Here is a 21,329-nt window from a genome sequence, read left to right on the forward strand (position 1 = left end):
CTGTTCCTTGCAGTGCTTTGCTTAGAAATGGATCCCCAAACCATGAACCTGTCAGAACGCCTGTTCCAGCTCCAGCAGCACGGCACCACCGTGCGCACCGAACTGCTGGCCGGGCTGACCACCTTCCTGACGATGTCCTACATCGTCTTCGTCAACCCCGACATCCTGTCCACCACCGGCATGGATCCGGGCGCGGTATTCGTCGCCACCTGCCTGGCCGCCGCGCTCGGCTCGCTGGTGATGGCGTTCGCCGCCAACTTCCCGGTCGGCATGGCACCGGGCATGGGCCTGAACGCCTTCTTCGCCTTTACCGTGGTCGGTGCGGCCGGGCTGCCGTGGCAGCAGGCGCTGGCGGCCGTTTTCATTTCCGGGCTGGTGTTTCTGGTGCTGTCGCTCACCGGCGTGCGCGCCTGGCTGGTGGCGGGCATCCCCGCGTCGCTGCGCGCGGCCATCGTCGCCGGCATTGGTCTGTTCCTGGCGATCATCGCCCTGCAGAAATCCGGCGTGATCATCGCCAACACCGACACCCTCGTCGCGCTCGGGCCCCTCAACACCGCACCGCCCCTGCTCGCGCTGGCCGGCTTCCTGTTGATCGCCATCCTCGAAGCGCGGCGCGTGCGGGGCGCGATCCTGATCGGCATTCTCGCGGTCACCGGCGCGGCCTGGCTGCTGGGTGACGTGCAGTTCCACGGCGTGGTGTCGCTGCCGCCGAGCCTGGCCCCCACCTTCCTGCAGCTGGACCTGCCCGGCCTGCTGCACCACGACGGCGGTGCGCCGATCGCTGTGCTGCTGCAGGTGGTGCTGGTGTTCGTGCTGGTGGAGGTGTTCGATGCCACCGGCACCCTGTACGGCGTGGTGGGACGCGCGGGGCTGCTCAAACTGCCGGGCGCACAGAAGCGCTTCGGCCGCGCCCTGCTCGCTGACAGCACCGCCATTGTTGCCGGCTCGCTGCTGGGCACCAGCAGCACAACCGCCTTCGCTGAAAGCGCCTCCGGCGTGCAGGCGGGCGGGCGCACCGGCCTGACCGCGCTGGTGGTGGCGGCCCTGTTCCTGGCCGCGCTGCTGTTCTCGCCGCTGGCGGCGATGGTGCCCGGCTACGCCACCGCCCCTGCCCTGCTGTTCGTTGCCGGCCTGATGCTGCGCGAACTGGTCGATGTGGAATGGGGTGACCTGACCGAATCGGTTCCGGCGGCCCTGTGCGCGTTGGCGATGCCGTTCACCTACTCCATCGCCAATGGCCTGGCGTTCGGTTTCATCGCCTATGCCGTGCTCAAGGCCGGCACCGGGCGCTGGCGCGACGTGCACCCGGCGGTATGGCTGGTGGCCGGGTTGTTCGTACTGCGCTACGGGCTGGAATAAACGCGGTTCACCCCTCGGCAACGCGGCTCTGGGATGATGCGTGCATGACCGATGTCCGCCAGCCCACCGATCTGTCGTCCCCGCTGCGCCGGCGCCTGCTGCGCGCAGCGCTGCTCGCGCCTGCGGCCGCCGCACTGGCGACCTTGCCCGGGTGTTCGACCCCGCCGCATTTCGACGGCAGCTTCATCCAGCCCTGGCGCAGCCACCTGGACCTCACCGCACAGGACTGGCAACGGCACATGGCGCTGGCCCGGCAGCTTGGCTGCCGCCAGATCGTGGTGCAGTGGGCGGGGCTGTACGGCAGCGGCGGCGACGCCGACTGGGATGTACCCGATCCGGTGATGCAGCTGATCTTTTCCACCGCCGCGGCGGAAGGGTTGCGGGTGCGCGTCGGGCTGCCGTATCACAGCGGCTGGTGGAAGGCGTTGCAGGCAGCAGATCCGGCCGCGCTGGATGCGTTTCTCGCACTCACCCTGGACCACGCCCGCCGCTACCTGCAACGGGCGCCGTGGGCGCGGCAGGCCAATTTTTCCGGCTGGTACCTGCCCTACGAACTGGAACAGTTCCACTGGGCGCAGGACGACCGCCAGCAGCGGCTGTGCACCTGGCTGGCCGCGCTGAGCGCGGCGGCGAAAGCAGGTACGCCGCACGTCACCGCCATTTCCACGTATTTCAGCCGGCTGCCCACCACCGGATCGCTGGCGCAGCTGTGGACCCGCATCCTGGAACAGGCGCCGCTGCGGCCGATGGTGCAGGACGGCGTCGGCGTGGCTGGCCTGGACAACCTGGACGGCGTCGATCCGCTGCTGGCGCTGCTGCGCGCGCGCAACGTCGACTTCGACGTGGTGGTGGAACTGTTCGAGGAACTGGCCAGCTCGCCCGCCGACGGCAGCCATTTCCAGGCACAGACCGCCGACGCCGCCCGCATCGCCAAGCAGCTGGCGTGGGCCGAGCGCAGCGGCGCGGCCGGCGTGTTCGCCTTCGCGCTGGACCCGTGGCTGTCGCAGGACACCCCGCGCGCGCAGGCGTTGCGCCGGCGCTGGCGTACCAGCGCGCCATAGCGCGCGCTAGAGCGCGCGCCCGATGATCTCGCGCAGGATTTCGCTGGTGCCGCCAAAGATGCGCAGCGCGCGCGCGTCGGCCCATGCGCGGCCGATACCGTATTCGCTGCTGTAACCGTAGCCACCGTGCAACTGCAGCAGATCGTCCAGGACCTGCCCCTGCAGTTCGGTGGCATTGAGCTTGGCCATCGCCGCGCGGGTCGCGTCCAGCCGCCCCTCCATCTGCTCGCCCAGACACTGGTCCAGGAACGTGCGCAGCATCGCCAGCCGTGCCGCCGCATCGGCGAGCACGAACCGGGTGTTCTGGTGGTCGATCAGGAACCGGCCGAAGGCCTTGCGCTGGCGCACGTAGGCCACCGTTTCGGCCAGCATGCCCTCGGCCGATGCCGCCGCACGCAGCGCGATCGCCAGGCGTTCGGCCGCCAGCTGTTCGCCGAGATAGTCGAACCCGCGCTGTTCCTCGCCGAGCAGGTGCGATACCGGCACTTCCACGTCCTGGAAGAACAGCTCGGTGGTGTCCTGCGCGTGCTGGCCGATCTTGGCCATCGGCGCGCTGCGGGTGATACCGGGCAGATGCGCGTCCACGCACAGCAGAGTGAGCCCGCGCGCGCCCAGTTCCGGCGCGACCGTCGCCACCACCACCACGACATCGGCATGGGCGCCGTTGGTGATCCAGGTCTTCTGGCCGTTCAGTACGTAGTGGTCGCCACGGCGCTCGGCGCGGGTGCGGATCGCTTTGAGATCGCTGCCGGCGCCGGGCTCGGTCATCGCGATGGCGCCGATCGCCTCGCCACGCGCCATCGCCGGCAACCACGCATCACGCAGCGCATCGCTGCCGTACTGCATCAGATACGGCGCGACCATGTCCGAGTGGATCGAGAAGCCGATACCCAGATAATTGGCGCGCGCCAGCTCCTCGATCACACAGGCGGCGTGCCCGTAATCACCGCCCACCCCATACGGGTCGGGCAATTGGCAGTTGAGCAGTCCGGCCTCGCCCGCCTCGCGCCACAGCGCGCGCGGCGTGATGCCGTCGCGCTCCCATTGCGCGTAGTGCGGCGCGATATGCGCTTCGATGAAGCGCTGCACCTGGTCGCGGAACAGGGTGTGGTCATCGCGGAAAATGGAACGCGCATGCATGGATCAGCGCCCCACCGGATCGGTCCCGCTGAGCTGGCCCTGCAGGACAGGCGCACTGGCGCTGCCGGTCAGGAACAGGCTGTAGTGGTCGCCGGGCTGCAACGAGGGCAGCGCCACCGGCAGGCTGTCCTTGCCGCCGCAGCCGGCGACCAGTCGCGCCTTGACCGGATTGATGGCGCGCGCGCTGCTGGCGCCGGCGGCGACCGCCGGGAACACCACCGCCCCCTTGTCGGCCATCGCCAGCCGCGCCTGCGCGCAGCCCGTGGCCAGGTTGTAGAAGCGGATTTCCGCCTTGAGCGCATCGCTGCTGCCCCCGCCGTCGGCCAGCACGGCCAACGGCCGCGACGGCGTCGCCGGGTCCAGCACCAGCGTGGTGAAGGTGCCGGCGGCGACCTGCCCCTGCGTGCGCGGCTTGCCGGCCACACGGACCGGGAACGGTTTGCCGCCTTCGACGATCGCATAGCGCGTGGCGCGCGTGGCCGGGCCGATGCTCTGGTCGGCACCGTTGCCGACAGCAACCTTCAGCGCGGTCGCGCCGGGATTGAGCACGCGCACGAATGCCGAACCGGCGGGCGGTCGCGCCGCATACAACTGCGCAAGGCGGCCTTCCGGCGCGCCCTGCTGCGCGTTCGCGGCCACGGGGGAGCACGCCAGCAGGGCGGCGGCGAGCAGGGTCAGCGGCATCTTCATCGTTTGGGTTCCTGGCTGCGGAGCGTCCGCGCCAATGCGTAGCGCTGCTCCAGTTGTTTGCGATCGACCTTGTTGGTGGCGCCGGTGGGCAACGCGTCCACGGCAATCAGTTCGGAGGGGATCATGTAAGGCGGCATGCGCCGGCCAAGCTGGTCCTTCCAGTCCTGCAGGGCCTCGGGCAAGGGCTGCACCGCGCCTTCGCCCGGCTGGGTGAGCTCGACGAAACCGATCATGCGCACCAGGCTGCCGTCGGGGCGGCGCAGCACCACCGCCGCACCCGCAACAACGCCCTCCAGCGTGGACAGTGCCGCATCCACTTCGGCCAGTTCGATGCGGTAGCCGTTGAGCTTGATCTGGTCGTCCTTGCGGCCGCGGAAGTACACCCGGCCCTGCGCATCGAGATCGCCGAGGTCGCCGCTGCGGTAGGCACGCTTGCCGTTGTGTTCGAACAGCACGCCCTGATCGAGATCGGGTCGGTCGAGATAGCCCCGCATCACGTGGTCGCCGGCCATGCAGATTTCGCCGTCGTCCAGGAAGACTTCGGCATACGGCTTGGCCACGCCGATCGGGAACGGATTGGGGGCGGCGGCGCGCAGCCCGGCATCGATCTCCACCCAGGTGGTGGAACAGGTTGCCTCGGTGGGGCCGTAGGAGTTGATGATGCGCGCCTGCGGGAACCGCGCCCACAGTTCCTCGGCCACGCGCGGGGTCAGCGACTCGGCGCCGAACACGAACACACGCAGCGACGGCAGCTGGGCGGCGGTGAAACGCGGGTTGAGCATCTGCTGGCGAACGAACGACGGTGTGGAGGCCCACACCGCGACATCGGACTGGCGCAGGTGGTCGACAAAGCGTTCGCTGTCGGCGATCACCTCACGCGGACAGAGTACGCAGCAGCCGCCGAGACCCAGCGCGCCGCACAGATCGAACAACGAGAAATCGAAGCTGAAGAGCATCTGGTTGAGGAACGCCGGTGCCTCCCCCAACGCCAGGCAGTCCCGGATCCAGCCGGTGAACAGCGCCACGCTGTCGCGGCCGATCTGCACGCCCTTCGGATCACCGGTGCTGCCGGAGGTGAACATGATATAGGCCAGCCCCGGCACGGTCAGCGCGCGTGGCGCGGCAGCACCGGGGCCGAACCTATCGGCGGCCGCATCGTAGACCGCAACGGCATGCACCAGCCCGGTGATGCGCTGCAGGCGCGCCGGCGGATTGATGGTGTCCACCGGCACGTAGGTCACGCCCATCTGCAGGCAGCCGAGCATGGCCACAACGAAGGCGGCCTGCTTGTGGCCGGAAATCACCAGGGCATGCCCGGGCAGCACACCGGCCGCCTGCGCCCGGGTCATCCAGGCCTGGGTGGCCCTCTCCAGCTCCGCCCAGTCCATCACCCCGTCGGCATCGTGCAGGGCCGCCGCGTGCGGGGCGTGCGCGTGATCGACGAAGCGGCCGTGGTCGAAATCGAATCGCATGCGGTCGGCTCCTGCGGAAGGTGGGCGGCTCAGCGCTGGTGCGCGGCCACGTAGTCGGCCAGCACCTGCACCGAATCGACCAGCGCGTCGATCTCATCGACCGGCAGGGTGACACCCAGGCGGTCCTTGACCTCGACCATCAGCTGCACCTTGGACATGGAGTCGAACAGCGACTCCATGTACTCGTCGGGCTGCACGCGGGTGCCGATCACCGACTCGACGATGTCGATCAGCTGGGTCTGGAGGGTCTGGATATCCATGTGGTTCACCTTGTCAGAACTGGAAGTAGAGGAAACGCGATTCTTTGTGCAGGCTCATCAGGCACAACCCGAGCAGAACCAGCATCACCAGCAGCCACCGCAGGGTGGGCTGCCAGCGCATCCACGCACGCGGCGCCGGATTCGGCTTGGCCAGCGAAGGCGAGTACACGCCCATGATCTGGTGTGCGTTGGGGGTGCCCCACACGATTGCCAGCAGCACCACGATATACACGAACTGCAGGTGATGCCCGATCAGCAGGCGCGCACCGTCGGCCAGGCCCAGTCCGGCCGCATGGGAAACGCTCTCGAGCGCTTCCCAGCCCCGCACGCCGGCCATGCCCTGCACCAGCTGCCAGGCATCACCCACGCCGTCGGCGCGGAAGAACGCCTGCGCCACCAGGACCGCGCCGAAGGTCAGCAGCAGGTAGCCCACGTGCTGCAGCCTGCTCACCTTGCGCAGCGCCACCGGCGTGCGCCCGCCGACGAACACGCGCCAGGCGTGGTTGATCGCCAGGTAGCCCGCATGCAGCAGGCCGAAGATCAGGAACTGCAGGCCGGCGCCGTGCCAGATGCCCGCCAGGCCCATTGCCCATACCGTGGGCAGCACGATCATCGACAGGAAGCCACCGGCCGAGGCTACCGCGGTGGGGCCGGTCGGGCGGCCGTGGCGGGTGCGCCAACGGGTCACCGCCATCGCCACCGGGTAGTACAGGTAGGCGGTGATGTAGCGGGTCAGCGTCATGTGCCAGCGCGCCCAGAAGTCGATCACGCTGGTCGCCTTGTACGGCGAATTGAAGTTGAGCGGGAAGCGGATGCCGAACATGCGCGCCAGGCCGAGCGCCATGTCCGAGTAACCGGAGAAGTCGAAATACAGCTGCAGTGCGTAGCTCAGCGCCGTGGCCCACGCGCCCCAGAACTGCACGCTGCCGGTCTCGGCGAATCCGGCGTCGGCATACGGGGCGATGGTGTCGGCCAGCAGCACCTTTTTGGCCAGGCCGATCACAAACAGCATGCCGCCCACCGACAGGTTGTCGGCCTGGAAGCGGTAGGTCTCGCGCTTGCTGAACTGCGGCATCATCTCCTTGTGGTGGAGGATCGGGCCGGCGATCAGATGCGGGAAGAAGGTCACAAACAGCACATAGCTGAGCGGGCTGCGGTCGTTGACCACGCCGGCGCGACAGTCGAGCAGATAACCGATCTGGGTGAAGGTGAAGAAGGAGATGCCCAGCGGCAGGATCAACGCGTCCATCGGCCCGACGTTGAAGCCCATCTCGCCGACGAAATTCACCATCGCCGCGAAATACTTGTAGTGGAACAGCAGCAACAGGTCGGCCGCCACGCCCAGCGCGGTGACCAGCACCTGCAGGCGCGGGCGCGTGGCCAGTGACAGGATCGCCAGGCTGACCAGATAGTTGAATACGATGGAGCCGGCCAGCAGCACCACGAACTGCGGGTTCCACCAGCCGTAGAACACGATCGAGGCCACGCACAACCACAGCGCGGCCATCCGCGGCTTCCAGGCACCGAGCAGATAGTGGATGCCCAGTGCGATCGGAAGGAACACCAGCAGGAACAGGAAGGAGTTGAAAAGCATCGTCGTTCGGCGCTCAGTCGATCTCGGCCAGCGTCGCCTGCTCACCGTCGGTCAACGGCAAGGACAGGGCCATTTCGGAGTATTCCCAGATCACCAGTTTCAGGCTGGACGGCCATTGCGCCCGCTGCGGCAGCGCGGCCAGCAATGCGCCGGAGAACTGGCCGCCATCCAGGCTCTGGTTCCACACTTCACGCCCCAGCGCGTTGCCGAGGCGTTCGGCGAACAGGCTGCGGCGGCCGTTGGAACTGCCCAGCAGCAGCACCTCCACCGGCGGGGTGTCATCGAGCAGTCCACCGCTGCGCAGCGGTTCGATCACCTGCACAGGCTCGCGGTCCAGTGCCGGCCGCCAGCGTGGCGGCGCATGCTCCAGCCCGGCCAGCACGATGAGGTCGCCCATACGCGGCTGGGCCGGGCCCGGGGCGCCCACCTCGAACGCCTGCTGTCCGCGACCGCCCAGCAACGGCAGGGCGGACGCGGCGACCGCATCGGCGGCGCGCTGCGCGCCGATCCGGTTCATGTGCACGTCGGTGCGGAAGAACACCGGTTCGGATGCGCCCTGCAGCACCGGCAGCAGGTCGGTGGACGGCACGCCGGCGGCGGCGAGCGCCTGCTGCCACTGCCCCAAGCGCGCGCGCATCGGCGCGGAATGGCGCAGGCCGCAGGTGTGGGACGCCTCAATCCGCGATTTGTCCGGCACCACCACCACCAGCAGTTGCACGCCCTGCGCCTTGAGCTGCTGCGACCAGTGCTGCATCAGGCGCGTACGCTGGGCGAAGACGGCATCGCCTGTACCGGCCGGCGGGCGCAGCCCATCGCGGTAGAACAGCCAGTCCGGGCAGCCCATCGCCACCTGCGGACCGGTGTCGCCCAGAAAGCGGTAGCGCACGGCGGCACTGGCCAGATCGGCCTGCGCCTGTATGGGCAGCTTCAGCGCGTCGTTGATCGCGCGTCCGGCTTCGCCATCGGCCCAGCGCGCCGGCGCCAGTGAGGCCGCCGGCAGTCTGGCGTGGGCCAGCATCCAGGCGCCGGACGCCAGGCCGAACACGAGCAGCACGATCACCACCACAGCGGTGGCGATGTGCGCACGGGCCGGCGCGGCCGGTGGCAGGGGCGCGGGTGCGCCGGGGCGGGCACTCATCGGATCACTGTCCCAGGGCTTTGAGCAGGCGCGCCTGCCACTGCTGCGGCGTCATGATCGAGGCGTTGTCCCACTGGCCACGCGCGTCCGGGCCCTGCACGTAGGAGGGCTCGAACATCTGCCATACCAGCACCTGCGGCTTGTGCTGCTTGAACTCGGGCGATTCCAGGTACTCCAGCAGCATCACCCAGTGACCCACGTTGCCGGGCTTCCAGTTCACCGACACCGGCCGGTCGAGCACATTGGACAGCTTCTGCGGGAACCCGAAGTACGGCTGCACCATGCTGTGTCCGGTCACGTGCACGGGCGCGGGCGCGTCATCCAGCAGCGACTGCTGGTCGGACTGGCGTCGCACGGTGAAGGTGTCGCGACCGATGGCCTTGCGCTGTGCGTCGGTGAGGAACAGCTCGGCCAGATCGCCGAAGCGGCGCTCCTTGATCTCGCTGCCCAGCGCCATGCCGGTGCCGGCCTCGCCAGCGAGCGTGGGCACCTGCTGCCGCACCTGGGCAGCCACGGCCACGGCCACCGCATCGGCGGCGGCCTGGGTCCAGTGCTGATCGCTGCGGTAGAACACGTCCTGCCCGCCCTGCTTGGTCTGGCGCAGCACCTGCAGCGCGTCCACCGCCGGCACGCCCGCCTTCTCCAGGCCGTCGTGCACCAGCGCATAGCGCCCCCGCACCGCATCCCCCAGCCGTTTGCCGTCGGGCAGCCTGTCCTCGTAGAACAGCGCCTTGTCCGGCAGCACCAGCACCTCCAGTTTGACGCCGGCGGCGTCCAGGGCGCGCTTGGCATCGGCGATCAGTGCAGTGTTGCGGGCGATGGCCGGCGCATCCACGTCGGTCAGGCTGCCCCAGGCCGGGAACAACCAGCCGTCCTTGCCGATCAGCACGATCGAGGAATCCTGGTTGGCCGCGGCGGGGGCCGGCGCTGCGGCCGGCGCCTGGGCAACTGCCGGGGCCGTTGCCAGCAACGTGGCGCACAAGGCGGCCGGCAGCAGCAGCGCCGAACGGAGCGGCGGCGTGGGGCGATGGGGTCGGGTCATCGTCGATTCCTTTTCGATGGTCAGTAGTAGAGCGTGGCGGTGGCGAACAGGCCCTTGGCCCGCTGGGTGTCGCCGCCGCCAATGGCAAAGCGGTACTGCACGCCCAGATCGAGGTACGAGCGCGCCGCGTTGTAGTGGTCTTCGCGGAACCAGTAGCGCACGCCCACGCCCGGCCCGGCACCCAGCGACCAGCTGCTGGCGGTGTCGGACAGGTCGAAGGACTGCGCGCCGATCAACGGATAGGCGATGCCGCGCACCTTGGAACGCTGATCGATCCAGTCCGCACCGACCACCAGGTAGGGATTGATCACCCAGCGGGTCTGGTCGGCGCCGAAACGGTAGCTGCGTCCGGCACGCAGCTCGGCCGCGCCAAACCACTGCTGGCGGCGCAGGCGGCCGTCGGAGTCGGTCAGGCGCGCCATCGTGTCACCGTTCATGTCGATGCGGTCGACGGTGAAATGCGCACGGTTGTCATCCCAGCTGAAGCCGGCCTGGGCATAGCCGCTGATGGTCCACCACTGATTGACGTCGGTGCGCACGCCGGTGCCGTTGTAGAAGCCGTAGGTCAGGTAGGACATCCAGCCGCCGGCGTTGTCGCTGAGCCGGTAGCGCGCGGCGGTGGTCATCTGCAGCGGCTGGCTGGATTCCAGCTGGATACGGCACTGGATCGCCGCCGAATCCGGGTAGACGCCGCCGTTGCGGGTGGCCGTGCCGATGAACTGGCGGCGCTCGATGCCGGCGCTCAGGCCGGTCTGGCCGAAGGCGTAGCGGACGCCGAACGAGGCGATGGTGGACGGCCAGCCGGCAATGGAGCGCGACCGGCTGAGGCGTTCGGCACGCGCGCGTGCGTCTTCGGTCGCCACGCCCGTGCAGGGGTCCACAGCCAGGATCGACTCGTAGGTCCCGCCTTCGTCGTACAGCGTGTTGGCGATGCGCGCATACGCCTCCAGCGTCCCGTGGCGGGTGTTCAACGCCGGCGGACGCCAGAACGCTTCCAGCGTACCGAACACCGAATCGCCGGGCGTGCTGATGGCCGCGCCGCCCAGATTGGTGGCGGCCTGGCGGGCACCGCGGTAGCCGGCCGAGGCGGTGATGCCCCATTCGCGCGAGAGATTGGCGATCGAGCTGCGGGTGTTGTAGCGCTGGCTTTTGTCCAGCTTCAGCGTCCCCGCGTCGGCGCTGTCGATGGCGCCGCGCAGCAGGCTCACGGCCTGGCGGTTGTCGCCACTGGCGGCACTGGCGTAGGCCTGGTCCAGCACCACGGTCGGCGGTGCCTTGCCGGTGGCCTGGGCCGCGCGGAAATCGGCCAGCGCCTGGTCGGGCTGGCCGACGCGCTGGTTGAGGTAGCCGCGCTGCATCAGCAGACCGGCATCGGCGGGCCTGGCTGCCAACGCCGTATCCAGCCGCTCACGGGCCTGTGCCGCTTGGGCGCGATCACCGGCCGACAGCGTGGTGGTCAGCAGCGACTGCAGTGTCGGGTTCTGCGGATCCTCCTCCACTGCGCGCTGTGCCTGGCGGATCGCTTCCTGGTAGTCCTGCCGGCCGAACGCCGCGTAGGCACGCTGCGCGGGGCCGCCTTCGCCCTGCAGGTCGGCCGGCATCAGTTCGCACTGCGTGCCGTAGGGCGTGTCGCGGCACTGCTGGAACGGTGCAGGGTAATCGGCCAGGGTGAGTTCCTTGCCGCTCCCGGCATGGCGCAGCGTCTTGGCACGCTGCGCCACAGCAGCCTCGAGGACCTGGCGCGCATCGCCATCCAGGTCGGCATAGGTGTCCTGCTGCAGCGGCTGCAGCAGCGCCGCCGCGCGCGCGCGGTCACCGGCCGCGATGGCGGCATCGGTGGCGAGCAGTCGCACATTGCGCCGCTGCTGGTCGTCCAGCCAGTCCTGCTGCAAGGCCGCATCGAAGTCGGCATTGGCCGCCTCGGTCTTGCCCTGGCGCTGGCGCAGGTATGCGCGCATGACCAGTGCCACGGTATCTTCGCTGTCGTTTTCCAGCGCCTGGTCGGCGGTGCGCTCGGCCGCAGGCAACTGCTCGTCGAGCAGTTGCGCGGTCATCAGCAGCAGCCGGTGGGATGCCACGTCCGGCGCACGCGCAACGGCCTCCCGGGCATAGCCGGTGGCCGCGTTGAAATCCTGCGCGATCAGCGCCTGGTAGCCTTCCTGCGCCGGCTTGACCGCGCGCTGGCGCCCCAGCGCGACACGCTTGGCCTGCAGGTCGCCGACATTGGGCGCGCCCAACTGGATGGCCATCGCCGCCGCCGCATCGGCCTGTTCCAACTGCTGCTGCGCTTCCAGCGACGCCACCCACAGGGTCGCCCAGGCGCCCTGCTGCGGCTGCTGGCGGAAGGCCTGCTCGGCCTTGCTGGCCGCTTCATCCATGCGGTCGTTGTTGTAGGCCTCGTACGCCTGCGTGGCCAGCGCGAAGGCACGCTGGTACGCCTGTTCGGACGCGCTTGGCCGGGCGGCAGCGGACGGGCGGCCGCCGCTGGTGGAGGCACCGCGCGCTGGCGCCGCAGCGGCCAGACCGGGCAGCGCCGGGTCGCGCAGGCCATCGGCGATGGCCCGCTGGGCCAGGCGGCGTGCCTCGTCGGGGCGGCCGAGTTTCTGCGCGGCGTAGATCTGCAGCAGGCGCAGGCGGACCACGTCGGGGCGCAGGCGCGCCGCCTCGGTGGCCGTGCGGTAGGCCTGCGGATAGTCACCGCGCTCGTAGGCACCGAACGCCTGCTCGGCAATGCGGTAGGCGTTGCCGGACAGCGGCAGCGGTTCCTGCGCCTGCGCGCTGGCGCAACCCAGCCCGAGCAGGCTCAGCGCGATCATGCTCGAAAGCAGCGTGGTTCTCATGCCTTCAGCTCTCCGCTGGCACTGTACTGGGGAAGGCCCGAGCGGCGGTGCTGCTCGCGCACGGCGGTGGCGATGGCCGCTTCGGTGGCCACGCCATGTTTGACCAGATAGTCGCCGATGCGGCCGTCGCGCTGCGGCTTGTACTCGTCCAGCACGCGCTCGAACTGGTCGCGCGGGATCAGGCGCATTTCCACCAGCAGGTCGCCGAGCAGCGGCACCGCGTCGATGCGGTAGGTCTCGCCACTGATCAGGCGCAGGCCGGCATTGATCTCGCTTTCGCGGGCGATCGACTGCACCACCGAGGTGGCCGGCAGCCCCTTCAGCAGTTGCGCCTGTTCGGCCTCGGACAACGGGTTGGCGACCGCCACCGACAGTTCGTCGGGCGTGTCCGAGGGCAGCGGCAGCAGCCGCCACTGCACGCATGCGTCCACCGGCAGCGGGAACTGCCCGCTCTGCAGGTACGCCACGTCGATCACCGCCCGCGGCAGGTCACCCTGGAAGGCGATGGCTTCGGCCAGCGTTTCATCATCCAACCACCCCTGCGAGACCAGAATGCGGCCGAGCGGCTGCTGACGCCCGCCCTCCTGCTGCTGCAACGCTTCTTCCAGCCGTTCCGGCTCGACCGCCTGCCAGGTGGTGAGCAGCTCGCCCAGGCGTTTGCGGGTCTGCACAAGCTGCGAGGCGCTGGGGAAATCGTGCATGGTCTTGTCCCATACCATGCGCTTGCCGAACAGCAGGTACAGCAGGAACATCCGCCACGCGCGGGCGGTGGCCATGAAGTTGATCATGTTGCCGACCACCATGCGCGGGATCGACATCAGCGCATGTTCCCAGCCGTACAGCTTGTTGACGAAATAGAAGCGCTGCACCACGCGCGTGGCCAGTGCGGCGGTGGTCAGCAGCGCCACGTTCATCTGCCAGGTGCCGGCCTGGAAGATGGTGGGGAACTGGGTGTTCCACAGGCCGCTGACCTTGAGCACCCAGAACAGCAGCAACTGCAGGAAGATCACGTAGGCAATGATGCTGACGAAGGACGTGACAATGCCCTTGCGATCGCGCGCGAGCAGGTATTTGGTCGCCAGCGAGCCGCGCCAGCCCAGCATTTCCCAGCTCTGCAGGCCGATGCCCAGCACCCAGCGCGCCTTCTGCCGGTAGGACGCGCGGAAGTTGTCGGGGAAGTACTCACGCACGCACAGCGCCATGCCCTGGGTGCGCTCGCGCACCGGACCCCAGCCAAACCACGACGGACGGCGCACGCGGAACTGCACCGGGAAGCGCGCGAAGATGGAATGCATGCCCATCGCCGCCAGTCGCGCGCCGACGTCGTAATCCTCGGTCAGGCTGTCAGTGTTGAACGGCTGGTTGTTGGTGGCCTCGCTCAGTGCCAGCAGTGCCTTGCGCGAGAAACACGTGCCGACGCCGGCCGAGGGCACCATGCCGGAAACGCTCTCGCGCACCACCAGGTCCTTGGCGTGCCATTCGGCGAACTCGTCCATGTACACGCCGGCGATCAGCTCGTACCACTCGCGGTCCAGCGAGGTCACCGGCAACTGGATCATGTCCTTGCGCGGCAGCAGGTAGTTGAAGAAGCGCAGCTCCATCGGGTGCAGCACGTCCTCGCTGTCGTGCAGGATCACCCCGGCAAACTCGATGCCGTGGCGCTTCTCGTAGTCGAAGATCGACAGGATCAGCCAGTTCAGGCAGTCGGCCTTGCTGGTCGGCCCCGGATGCGGCACTTCGACGCGACGCAGCCGCTTGTAGCGGCGGCGCATGCGCTCCACTTCGGCGATGGTTTCGGCATCGTTGGGATAGGTGCCCACGAAGACGATGTACTCGCGGTAGTCGAGCACGTCGATCATGTTCTCGACCATCTGCGCGATCACGTCGTACTCGGCCCAGGCCGGCACCATGATCGCCAGCGGCTGTTCCGGCCGCTGCAGCAGGTCCTGCTGGGTCAGCGGCCGGTATTCGCGGCGCTTCTTCACTGTCAGGGTGCGCCAGGTTTCGCGCACCCAATACCAGACATCGATGAACAGGTCGTCCAGGCTGGAAATCAGGATCAACACGGCCACCGCCGCCGCGACCGTTTCCAGTCCGGCGTAGTAGTTGGCCAGGTAGATATCCCAGTGCAGGCCGTCCACGGCGAATCAGTGACCGGTCGAGGCGGACTTGCGGCGACGACGGACCTGCGCAACGCGCGCGGCCAGCAGCATGAACACCACCACGCCCACCAGCACCAGCAGCCACACCATGTGCTGCTGCCAGACCGGTTCGGGATTGCCCTGCTTGGCGACGTTGGCACCGGTCGGGTCCTGGCCATCGAAGTCCTGGACCACGCCACGCCCGTCCAGCAGCGCGATGTTGCCGCGGATCAGCCGGAACGGTTCGCCGATCTGCGGCGCATGCGCGCCGAGCTCGCGGTAGATCACCCCGGTCCTGTCGCCGCTGCCGACGACTTCCACCAGCGCCGACTGGTCCAGCCCGGCCACATCCAGCAGCACCTGCTTGCCGGTGCCGGCGATCACCAGGTGGCCATCGCGCACCGCGCCGCTGGACGCCACGTCCTGCGGGGCCAGCGCAAAGCTCAGGTAGGCACCGGTCGGCGCGATGGACGCCTTGGCGTCACTGACCTTGAGCACCGCGTGGGTCGGCGAGGCGCCGGCGGCGCTGGCGATGTGGATCACCTTGGCCAGCGAGGCCGGCGCATCCTGCAGCCAGGTCGCCGGTACGAACACGTCGTGCTTGCCGGCGAGCTGCGCGGCGGCGCCGACGAAGTCCGGCGCCATGCTGCGGTCGGCCAGGCGCAGGTGGCTGCTGGGCAGCACCGACACCGGATAGCCGGTGGCCGGGTCATGGCAGTACGGCCGCGCCGGTTGGCGCAGGAAGCTGATTTTTACCTGATTGCGGGCGGCCAGCGCGTAGCTGGGCACGGTGGCGACCAGGCGTTGCGGCTTGCCGTCGTTGGCCAGCACCTTGGCGCCGAGCAGGTAGTCGTTGAAGAAGATGGACGCTACCGCGCCCTGCCCGGCCGGGTTCGGCGCGGCAGACACGTCGAGCACCACTTCGCTGGGCAGACGGCCTTCGCTGGACAGTGCGCCCAGATCGAACGTGGCAATGCGGTCACCGCGCGTGACGATGTCCTGGGTGCCGGCCATCGCTCCGAGGCGGCTGAGCAGCACCACGTCCTTGTCGGCCTGCGGCAGCAGCGCCTGCTCCACCTGCAGCGAACGGCCCAGCGCATAGGCGCGCCACTGTTCGGTCAGCAGGCCGGCCACCTTGGCGCCGGCCCCCACCGCGACCAGCAGGGTCGGACGCCCGCCGACCATCGCCACCTGCACCGACGCGGTCCCCGGGGCGGTTTCCAGGCCGGCCATGTCGGCGCGGCGCCACTGGGTGAATGCCACTGCCGCATCGGGCGACGCCGCAGCGACCTCGGTCGCCAGCGCATCCAGCGCGGCGCGCACGGCGGCACGCAGCGGGTCGCTGGTCACCGCCACGTCCGGCGCGAGCGGACCGTCGGCCAGCGACAGCAGCGCGCCGACTTCGGCCAGACTGCCGATCCGGTGGGTGGCGCTGCCATCGGCAAGGGCGGCATACGCGGGAATGCCGGCCAGGCTGGCCGGGATCACCAGCCCGCGCAGGTCCACCGTGCCGCCCACGGCCGGCAGGCCCACCACGTCCACGCGCTTGCCGCCATTTTCCAGTGCAGTGCCCACGCGCCAGGCCGCGTCGTAGCTTTCCACGCCGAGCGCGCGGCCATCGACCAGCAGGCGGACCCGGGCCGGCAACGCGCCCCATGCCTTGGCCACGGTGTCGATCTGGCGGCCATCGAAGCGATAGCTGAAGCGCGTGTCCGGCGACAGCCGCAACACGTTGGCCGGCGCGCTCTGGTCGGCGCACTGGTAGTCGGACACCACGGACCACCAGCCCACGCCGAAGCGGACGAAGCCGCTGGGACGGGCGAAGCCGTCGATGCCGATCAACTGGCTGGCGTCGCCCTGCGCGTCGGTGATCGAGCGCGCCGAGACCGGGTCGCCATCAACCGACAGCAGACTGGAGGTACGCCCGGTATGGCCGCGCACGTAGCGGGCATCGAGCTGCAGCTGCGCCTCGCGGGTCTCCACCCCGGCGGGCACCGGCAGGTAGATCTCGCGCTGGCTCTCCTGCCCGCTCAGCACCACCGGCTGGGTGAAGCCCAGGTCGCGGAGGGTCATGCTGCGGCTGACCGTGCTGTCGCCGGCCCACTCGGTGAACTGGCCGGCCACACTGTCGGCAGCCAGCGCCGTCGGCAGGGGACAGATCAGGACCAGGGCCAGCGGCAATACCTTGGAGAAGCGTGCGGTACTACGGTTGGTCTTGGTCATGAGGTGGCTTCAGTCAGGAAGGGAGTGGACAGAGCGTCGACCGCACGGCCGGGCACGAACTCGTCAAAGGGCACGCCGCGCAGCGCGGCGACGATGCGCGCGGATGCACGGCCGTCGCCGTAAGGGCTGGCATCGGGGCGGAACCGCGCAGGGGTCGGTGCGGCATCGCAGGCGGCGCCAACCTCGGCAACGATGCGCGCCGCGTCGGTGCCGACCAGCTTGACCACCCCGGCCTGCACGGCTTCAGGGCGTTCGGTGACATCGCGCATCACCAGCACCGGACGGCCGAGCGCCGGCGCTTCTTCCTGCACACCGCCCGAGTCGGTGAGCACCACATGCGCGCGCTGCATCAGGCGGACGAAGTGCAGGTAATCCTGCGGCGGGATCAGGTGCACATTGTCCAGGCCGCCGAGGTGCTGGTGCACCGGGCCCTGCACGTTCGGATTGAGGTGGACCGGATAAACGATTTCCAGATCCGGGCGACGGGCCAGCTCGGCCAGCGCGCGGCAGATGTTGGCAAAGCCGTCGCCGAAGCTTTCGCGGCGGTGCCCGGTGACCAGCAGCAGCTTGCGACCCGGGGTGAGGAACGGGAACGCGGCATCCAGACCCGCGCGCAGCGGCGCGTCGCGATCGATGCGGTCCACGGTCTGTTCCAGCGCGTCGATCACGGTGTTGCCGGTGATGGTGATGCGGCCCCCGAGATTCTCCTGCTCCAGGTTGTAGCGGGAGCTGGCAGTAGGGGCGAACAGATGATCGGCGACCACGTCGATGACGCGGCGGTTCATTTCCTCGGGCCAGGGCTGATCGAGGTTGCCGGTGCGCAGCCCGGCTTCGACATGCCCGACCGGGATGCGCCGATGGAAGGCGGCCAGCGCAGCGGTCATTGCGGTGCTGGTGTCGCCATGCACCAGAACGCGGTCGGGCTGCACCTGCTCGTAGAGCGCATCGAGCTTGGCGAACAACCGGCCGCACAAGCCGTTGAGCGTCTGGTTGGCGACCATGACGTCGAGGTCGTGATCGGGTTGGATGTCGAACAGCGACATCACCTGATCAAGCATCGCCCGGTGCTGTCCGGTGATGCAGACCACGGAGTGGATTCCCGGCGCTGCTTCCAGCGCGCGGACCAGGGGGCCCATCTTGATGGCTTCAGGGCGAGTACCAAAGACAGAGAGAACCTTCACCTGACCGCTCCATGTGCTGACTAACGATGTGTGACGTCCATCACGCAAATCGTAGGCCAAGTGGGGCTTCCTAGCCAGCTCAACGTGATGCGTATCACATTTCGACATCCAATGTGACGCTGTACGTCACTTTGTGTCGCCACCCGAATGTGATTGTCTCTCTGTGGGCGCGTTACTCAGGTGAAAGTTCGAACACCTGGCGCAGATAGGCCAGGTAGCCGGGGTCGTCGCACATGCTCTTGCCGGGCGAGTCGCTGAGTTTTGCCACCGGCTGGCCGTTGCAGCGGACCATCTTGATGACGATGTTGAGGGGCGTCGGACCGAGGTCGTTGGTGAGGTGCGTGCCCACGCCGAACGCCACCTGGCAGCGCCCGCGGAAATAGTCGAACAGCTGCATCACCTTTTCGATGTTGAGCCCGTCGCTGAACACCAGCACTTTGCTGCGCGGGTCGACACGACGTGCGTTGAAGTGCGCGAGCATGCGGTCGCCCCAGGCGAACGGATCGCCCGAATCGTGGCGCACGCCATCGAACAGCTTGCAGAAGTACATGTCGAAATCGCGCAGGAAGGCCTCCAGTCCGACCACGTCCGACAGGGCGATGCCGAGGTCGCCACGGTACTCGCGTGCCCACGATTCCAGCGCCGCCACCTGCGAATCGCGCAGGCGCGGCCCCAATGCCTGGAACGCCTGCAGGTACTCGTGCGCCATCGTGCCGTGCGGCGTCATGCCGTACAGGCGGGCGAAATGCACGTTGCTGGTGCCCACGAACTGGGCGCCCAACGCATCACGCATCATCGGCAGCATGCGCGCGTGCCACGCGCGCGAGTAGCGGCGGCGGCTGCCGTAGTCGGCAATGCGGCACAGCTCGAAGCCGGGCGTATCGCGCAGCAGTGCGGTCTTGGCCTGCAGCCGCCGCTCGCCTTCGGCGAAGTCGGGCGTGCTGGTATTGCGGAACCAGACCTCGTTGATGATCGCCAGCAGCGGTACTTCGAACAGGATGGTGTGCAGCCACGGGCCGGTGATGTCCAGCTCGATCTCGCCGGGAACGGTGTCCGATGCGCGCAGACCGATGTACTTGCGGTCCAGGTGGAACAACCCGAGAAAGTCGGCGAAGTCCGGCTTGACGAAGCGCAGGCCGCGTACGTAGTCCAGCTCTTCGGCGGTGAAACGCAGGCGGCACAGGTGGTCGATCTCGTCGTTGATCTGATCGATGTACTGCGCCAGGTCGATACCCGGCGTGCGGCATTTGAACCGGTACTGCACCTGGGCGCCGGGATGCTGGTGCAGCACCGCCTGCATCATGGTGAATTTGTACAGGTCGGTGTCGAGCAGGGACTGGATGATCATGCGGAATCCACGCGCGTTCGGAAGGTGCGCCGGTAAAGTATGCGCCGGGCGTGGCGTTCACCGCCGCCCGGGCGCGGCCGTGCTTGACCACGCGTTCATCTCGGTGCGGCCTCAGGCCGGGCGTCGTGCCCGCAGCAGACGCGGCACCTGCGCCGCCGCGTGGGCCCAGATCGCTGTCCATACCGCGCCCTGCACCAGCAGGTTGCGGCGCGGCGCCTCGAACTTGCGGAAGTAACGCCACAGTCCGCGGTGCTTGTGCCATTCGACGAAGAACGGCCGCGAGCGGCTGGAGACGCCACGGACGTGGGTGACCTGCAGATCGTTGGCAATGGCCACCACCGCCCCGGCATCGCGGGCGCGGCGGCACAGGTCCAGGTCTTCGGCATGCAGGCGGTAACCGGCATCCCACCCGCCAAGGCGGTCGAACAGACTCCGTGGCATCAGCAGCAGCGCACCGGACAGCGCCGGCACGACCTGCAGTGTCTGCGCCGGATCGGCCGGAATCGCCAGGCGCGCGCCACGGCCGGGATTGCGCAGCATCGCGGCGAAATCCGGATCGCGGCGGCGTACCGCGTCGTCGCGGCGACCGTCCTCGTCCACCTGCTCCACCCCGAGCAGACAGTCGCCCAGTTCGGCGGCGCGGGCGCACAGCCGCGACAGTGTGTCCGGCACGACCAGCAGGTCCGGGTTGATGAAGGCCAACCACGGCGCCTGGCAGTCGGCCACGCCCTGGTTGTTGGCGGCCGCAAACCCGGGGTTGTCCGGATTGGCGATGAAGCGTACCCGCGCATCGGCCGTGGCGTGGCGCTGCACGATGTCCAGGGTCGCGTCGGTCGAGCCGTTGTCGACCACGCGGATCTCGGCGACATCGTGGGCGGCGCGCAGCCGGGTCAGGCAGGCATCGAGGGTGCTGCCGCTCTGGTAGCTGACAATGATGGCGGCGATGGCGTGGCTCAAGCGGGAAACTCCGGTGCGGCGGGCGGCGCGAACAGGTCACCCTGTGCACGTGGCATTATCGCCTGCTGGTAGCTCTGCTGCAGCGCCTGGCGTGCCTGGCGCAGCGGATCGCCCATCAGAAAGGCGGCAAGCCGTGGCCGCCAGCCAGGCCAGCGCGTGCCCAGCGCGTCCATGTCCCCGTCGTGCGCACGGCCCTCGTCTGCCCGCGCGACGAACGCGGTTTCGCACAGCGCATTGCGCCAGCCCAGCCCGGCCATGCGCAGGCTCAGGTCGATCAGCGCCGCATTCCAGGAGCCGTAGCTGTGCGCGTCCAGGCCCCCCGCCCTGCGCCGCGCGTTGCCGCGCAGCAGCACCGCGTGGGTCACCGCCGAGGGCAGTTCGGGGTGCACTGGCGGCAATGCCGCGCAGGCATGGGCCACGGCATCGAGCGCCTCCGGGACCGGATTGATTTCACCCAGCCGTGGCCAGGCGGCGGTTTCACCGGCATTGCACCACGGCGTGGCCGAGCCGATCGATGGATCGTGCGCGAAACAGGCCTCCAGTTGCTGCAACCAGCCCGGCGCGGGGATCGCATCGGGCGCCAGCACCACCACATCGGCACCGGCACAGGCCTGCAGCATCTCATCCAGGTGCGCCACCTCGCCGATGCTGCGCGCGCGCCGGGTGTATTCGGCACGCAGCCGGGTCTGCACCAGCCAGTGCTCGATCACCGCCTGCGCCCGGGGCCCGGCCTGCCCGTCGTCGGCCAGCCACACCGCCGTACCGGCAGCGGTGCCGGTCTCCAGGGCGCCCAGGCACTGGTCCAGGGCGGTGTCGTCGACGCCGATCGGCAGCAACACGATCGTCCCCATCGCTTCCCCCTGTCTGTGGTGGGTGCCGGATG

16 protein-coding genes are annotated in these 21,329 nt (G+C 68.9%); 2 read left to right on the forward strand and 14 right to left on the reverse strand.

Annotated elements, in window-relative coordinates; genetic code table 11:
- Positions 1 to 42: 42 nt before the first annotated feature.
- Together OC534_RS06070 and OC534_RS06075 are read left to right on the forward strand one after the other, a co-directional pair.
- A complete protein-coding gene (locus OC534_RS06070; RefSeq protein ID WP_262071562.1) occupies positions 43 to 1,359 on the forward strand; it encodes an NCS2 family permease in 1,317 nt (438 codons plus the stop codon).
- 44 nt (positions 1,360 to 1,403) lie between these two features.
- Complete coding sequence (locus OC534_RS06075) at positions 1,404 to 2,420, forward strand: DUF4434 domain-containing protein (protein WP_262071563.1); 1,017 nt, start codon at positions 1,404 to 1,406, stop codon at positions 2,418 to 2,420.
- A gap of 6 nt (positions 2,421 to 2,426) precedes the next feature.
- On the opposite strand, the gene OC534_RS06080 is transcribed toward OC534_RS06075, so the two are convergent.
- The 14 genes from OC534_RS06080 to OC534_RS06145 all read right to left on the reverse strand — a co-directional run bounded on the left by OC534_RS06080 (position 2,427) and on the right by OC534_RS06145 (position 21,297).
- Positions 2,427 to 3,560, reverse strand: coding sequence for an acyl-CoA dehydrogenase family protein (locus OC534_RS06080; protein WP_136003648.1), 1,134 nt, complete (start codon positions 3,558 to 3,560; stop codon positions 2,427 to 2,429).
- Between the two features lie 3 nt (positions 3,561 to 3,563).
- Positions 3,564 to 4,250 carry an alginate O-acetyltransferase AlgF gene (locus OC534_RS06085; RefSeq protein ID WP_136003646.1) on the reverse strand — a complete coding sequence of 229 codons (687 nt, stop codon included), beginning with the start codon at positions 4,248 to 4,250 and terminating at the stop codon, positions 3,564 to 3,566.
- On the reverse strand, positions 4,247 to 5,722 hold the full coding sequence (locus OC534_RS06090) for an AMP-binding protein (RefSeq protein WP_262071564.1): 1,476 nt from the start codon (positions 5,720 to 5,722) through the stop codon (positions 4,247 to 4,249). The genes OC534_RS06085 and OC534_RS06090 overlap by 4 nt, the downstream gene beginning before the upstream one ends.
- A gap of 29 nt (positions 5,723 to 5,751) precedes the next feature.
- On the reverse strand, positions 5,752 to 5,982 hold the full coding sequence (locus OC534_RS06095) for a phosphopantetheine-binding protein (RefSeq protein ID WP_017357450.1): 231 nt from the start codon (positions 5,980 to 5,982) through the stop codon (positions 5,752 to 5,754).
- Positions 5,983 to 5,995: 13 nt separating this feature from the next.
- On the reverse strand, positions 5,996 to 7,576 hold the full coding sequence (locus tag OC534_RS06100) for an MBOAT family O-acyltransferase (protein ID WP_017357449.1): 1,581 nt from the start codon (positions 7,574 to 7,576) through the stop codon (positions 5,996 to 5,998).
- A 13-nt stretch (positions 7,577 to 7,589) separates the two neighbouring features.
- Entirely contained in the window at positions 7,590 to 8,714 is a 1,125-nt protein-coding gene (locus OC534_RS06105) for a cell division protein FtsQ (RefSeq protein ID WP_168355608.1), read from the reverse strand.
- A gap of 4 nt (positions 8,715 to 8,718) precedes the next feature.
- Positions 8,719 to 9,756 (reverse strand): twin-arginine translocation pathway signal, encoded by a 1,038-nt coding sequence (locus OC534_RS06110; protein ID WP_136003642.1) that lies wholly within the window; start codon positions 9,754 to 9,756, stop codon positions 8,719 to 8,721.
- A gap of 20 nt (positions 9,757 to 9,776) precedes the next feature.
- Positions 9,777 to 12,596: a hypothetical protein gene (locus tag OC534_RS06115; protein WP_136003640.1), complete on the reverse strand. Its 2,820-nt coding sequence runs from the start codon at positions 12,594 to 12,596 to the stop codon at positions 9,777 to 9,779.
- Entirely contained in the window at positions 12,593 to 14,737 is a 2,145-nt protein-coding gene (locus OC534_RS06120) for a glycosyl transferase family protein (RefSeq protein WP_262071565.1), read from the reverse strand. Before OC534_RS06120 ends, OC534_RS06115 begins: the two co-directional genes overlap by 4 nt.
- A gap of 6 nt (positions 14,738 to 14,743) precedes the next feature.
- Positions 14,744 to 16,960, reverse strand: coding sequence for a cellulose biosynthesis cyclic di-GMP-binding regulatory protein BcsB (locus OC534_RS06125; protein WP_262071566.1), 2,217 nt, complete (start codon positions 16,958 to 16,960; stop codon positions 14,744 to 14,746).
- On the reverse strand, positions 16,957 to 18,141 hold the full coding sequence (gene wecB, locus OC534_RS06130) for a UDP-N-acetylglucosamine 2-epimerase (non-hydrolyzing) (protein WP_017356675.1): 1,185 nt from the start codon (positions 18,139 to 18,141) through the stop codon (positions 16,957 to 16,959). Before wecB ends, OC534_RS06125 begins: the two co-directional genes overlap by 4 nt.
- A 172-nt stretch (positions 18,142 to 18,313) precedes the next feature.
- On the reverse strand, positions 18,314 to 19,489 hold the full coding sequence (pncB, locus tag OC534_RS06135; RefSeq protein ID WP_017356674.1) for a nicotinate phosphoribosyltransferase: 1,176 nt from the start codon (positions 19,487 to 19,489) through the stop codon (positions 18,314 to 18,316).
- A 111-nt stretch (positions 19,490 to 19,600) separates the two neighbouring features.
- Entirely contained in the window at positions 19,601 to 20,446 is an 846-nt protein-coding gene (locus tag OC534_RS06140) for a glycosyltransferase family 2 protein (RefSeq protein WP_017356673.1), read from the reverse strand.
- Complete coding sequence (locus OC534_RS06145; RefSeq protein WP_136003633.1) at positions 20,443 to 21,297, reverse strand: glycosyltransferase; 855 nt, start codon at positions 21,295 to 21,297, stop codon at positions 20,443 to 20,445. The genes OC534_RS06140 and OC534_RS06145 overlap by 4 nt, the downstream gene beginning before the upstream one ends.
- Positions 21,298 to 21,329: the final 32 nt, after the last annotated feature.

It is taken from the genome of Stenotrophomonas sp. Marseille-Q5258 (assembly GCF_946900935.1).
Lineage (GTDB): Bacteria > Pseudomonadota > Gammaproteobacteria > Xanthomonadales > Xanthomonadaceae > Stenotrophomonas > Stenotrophomonas nematodicola.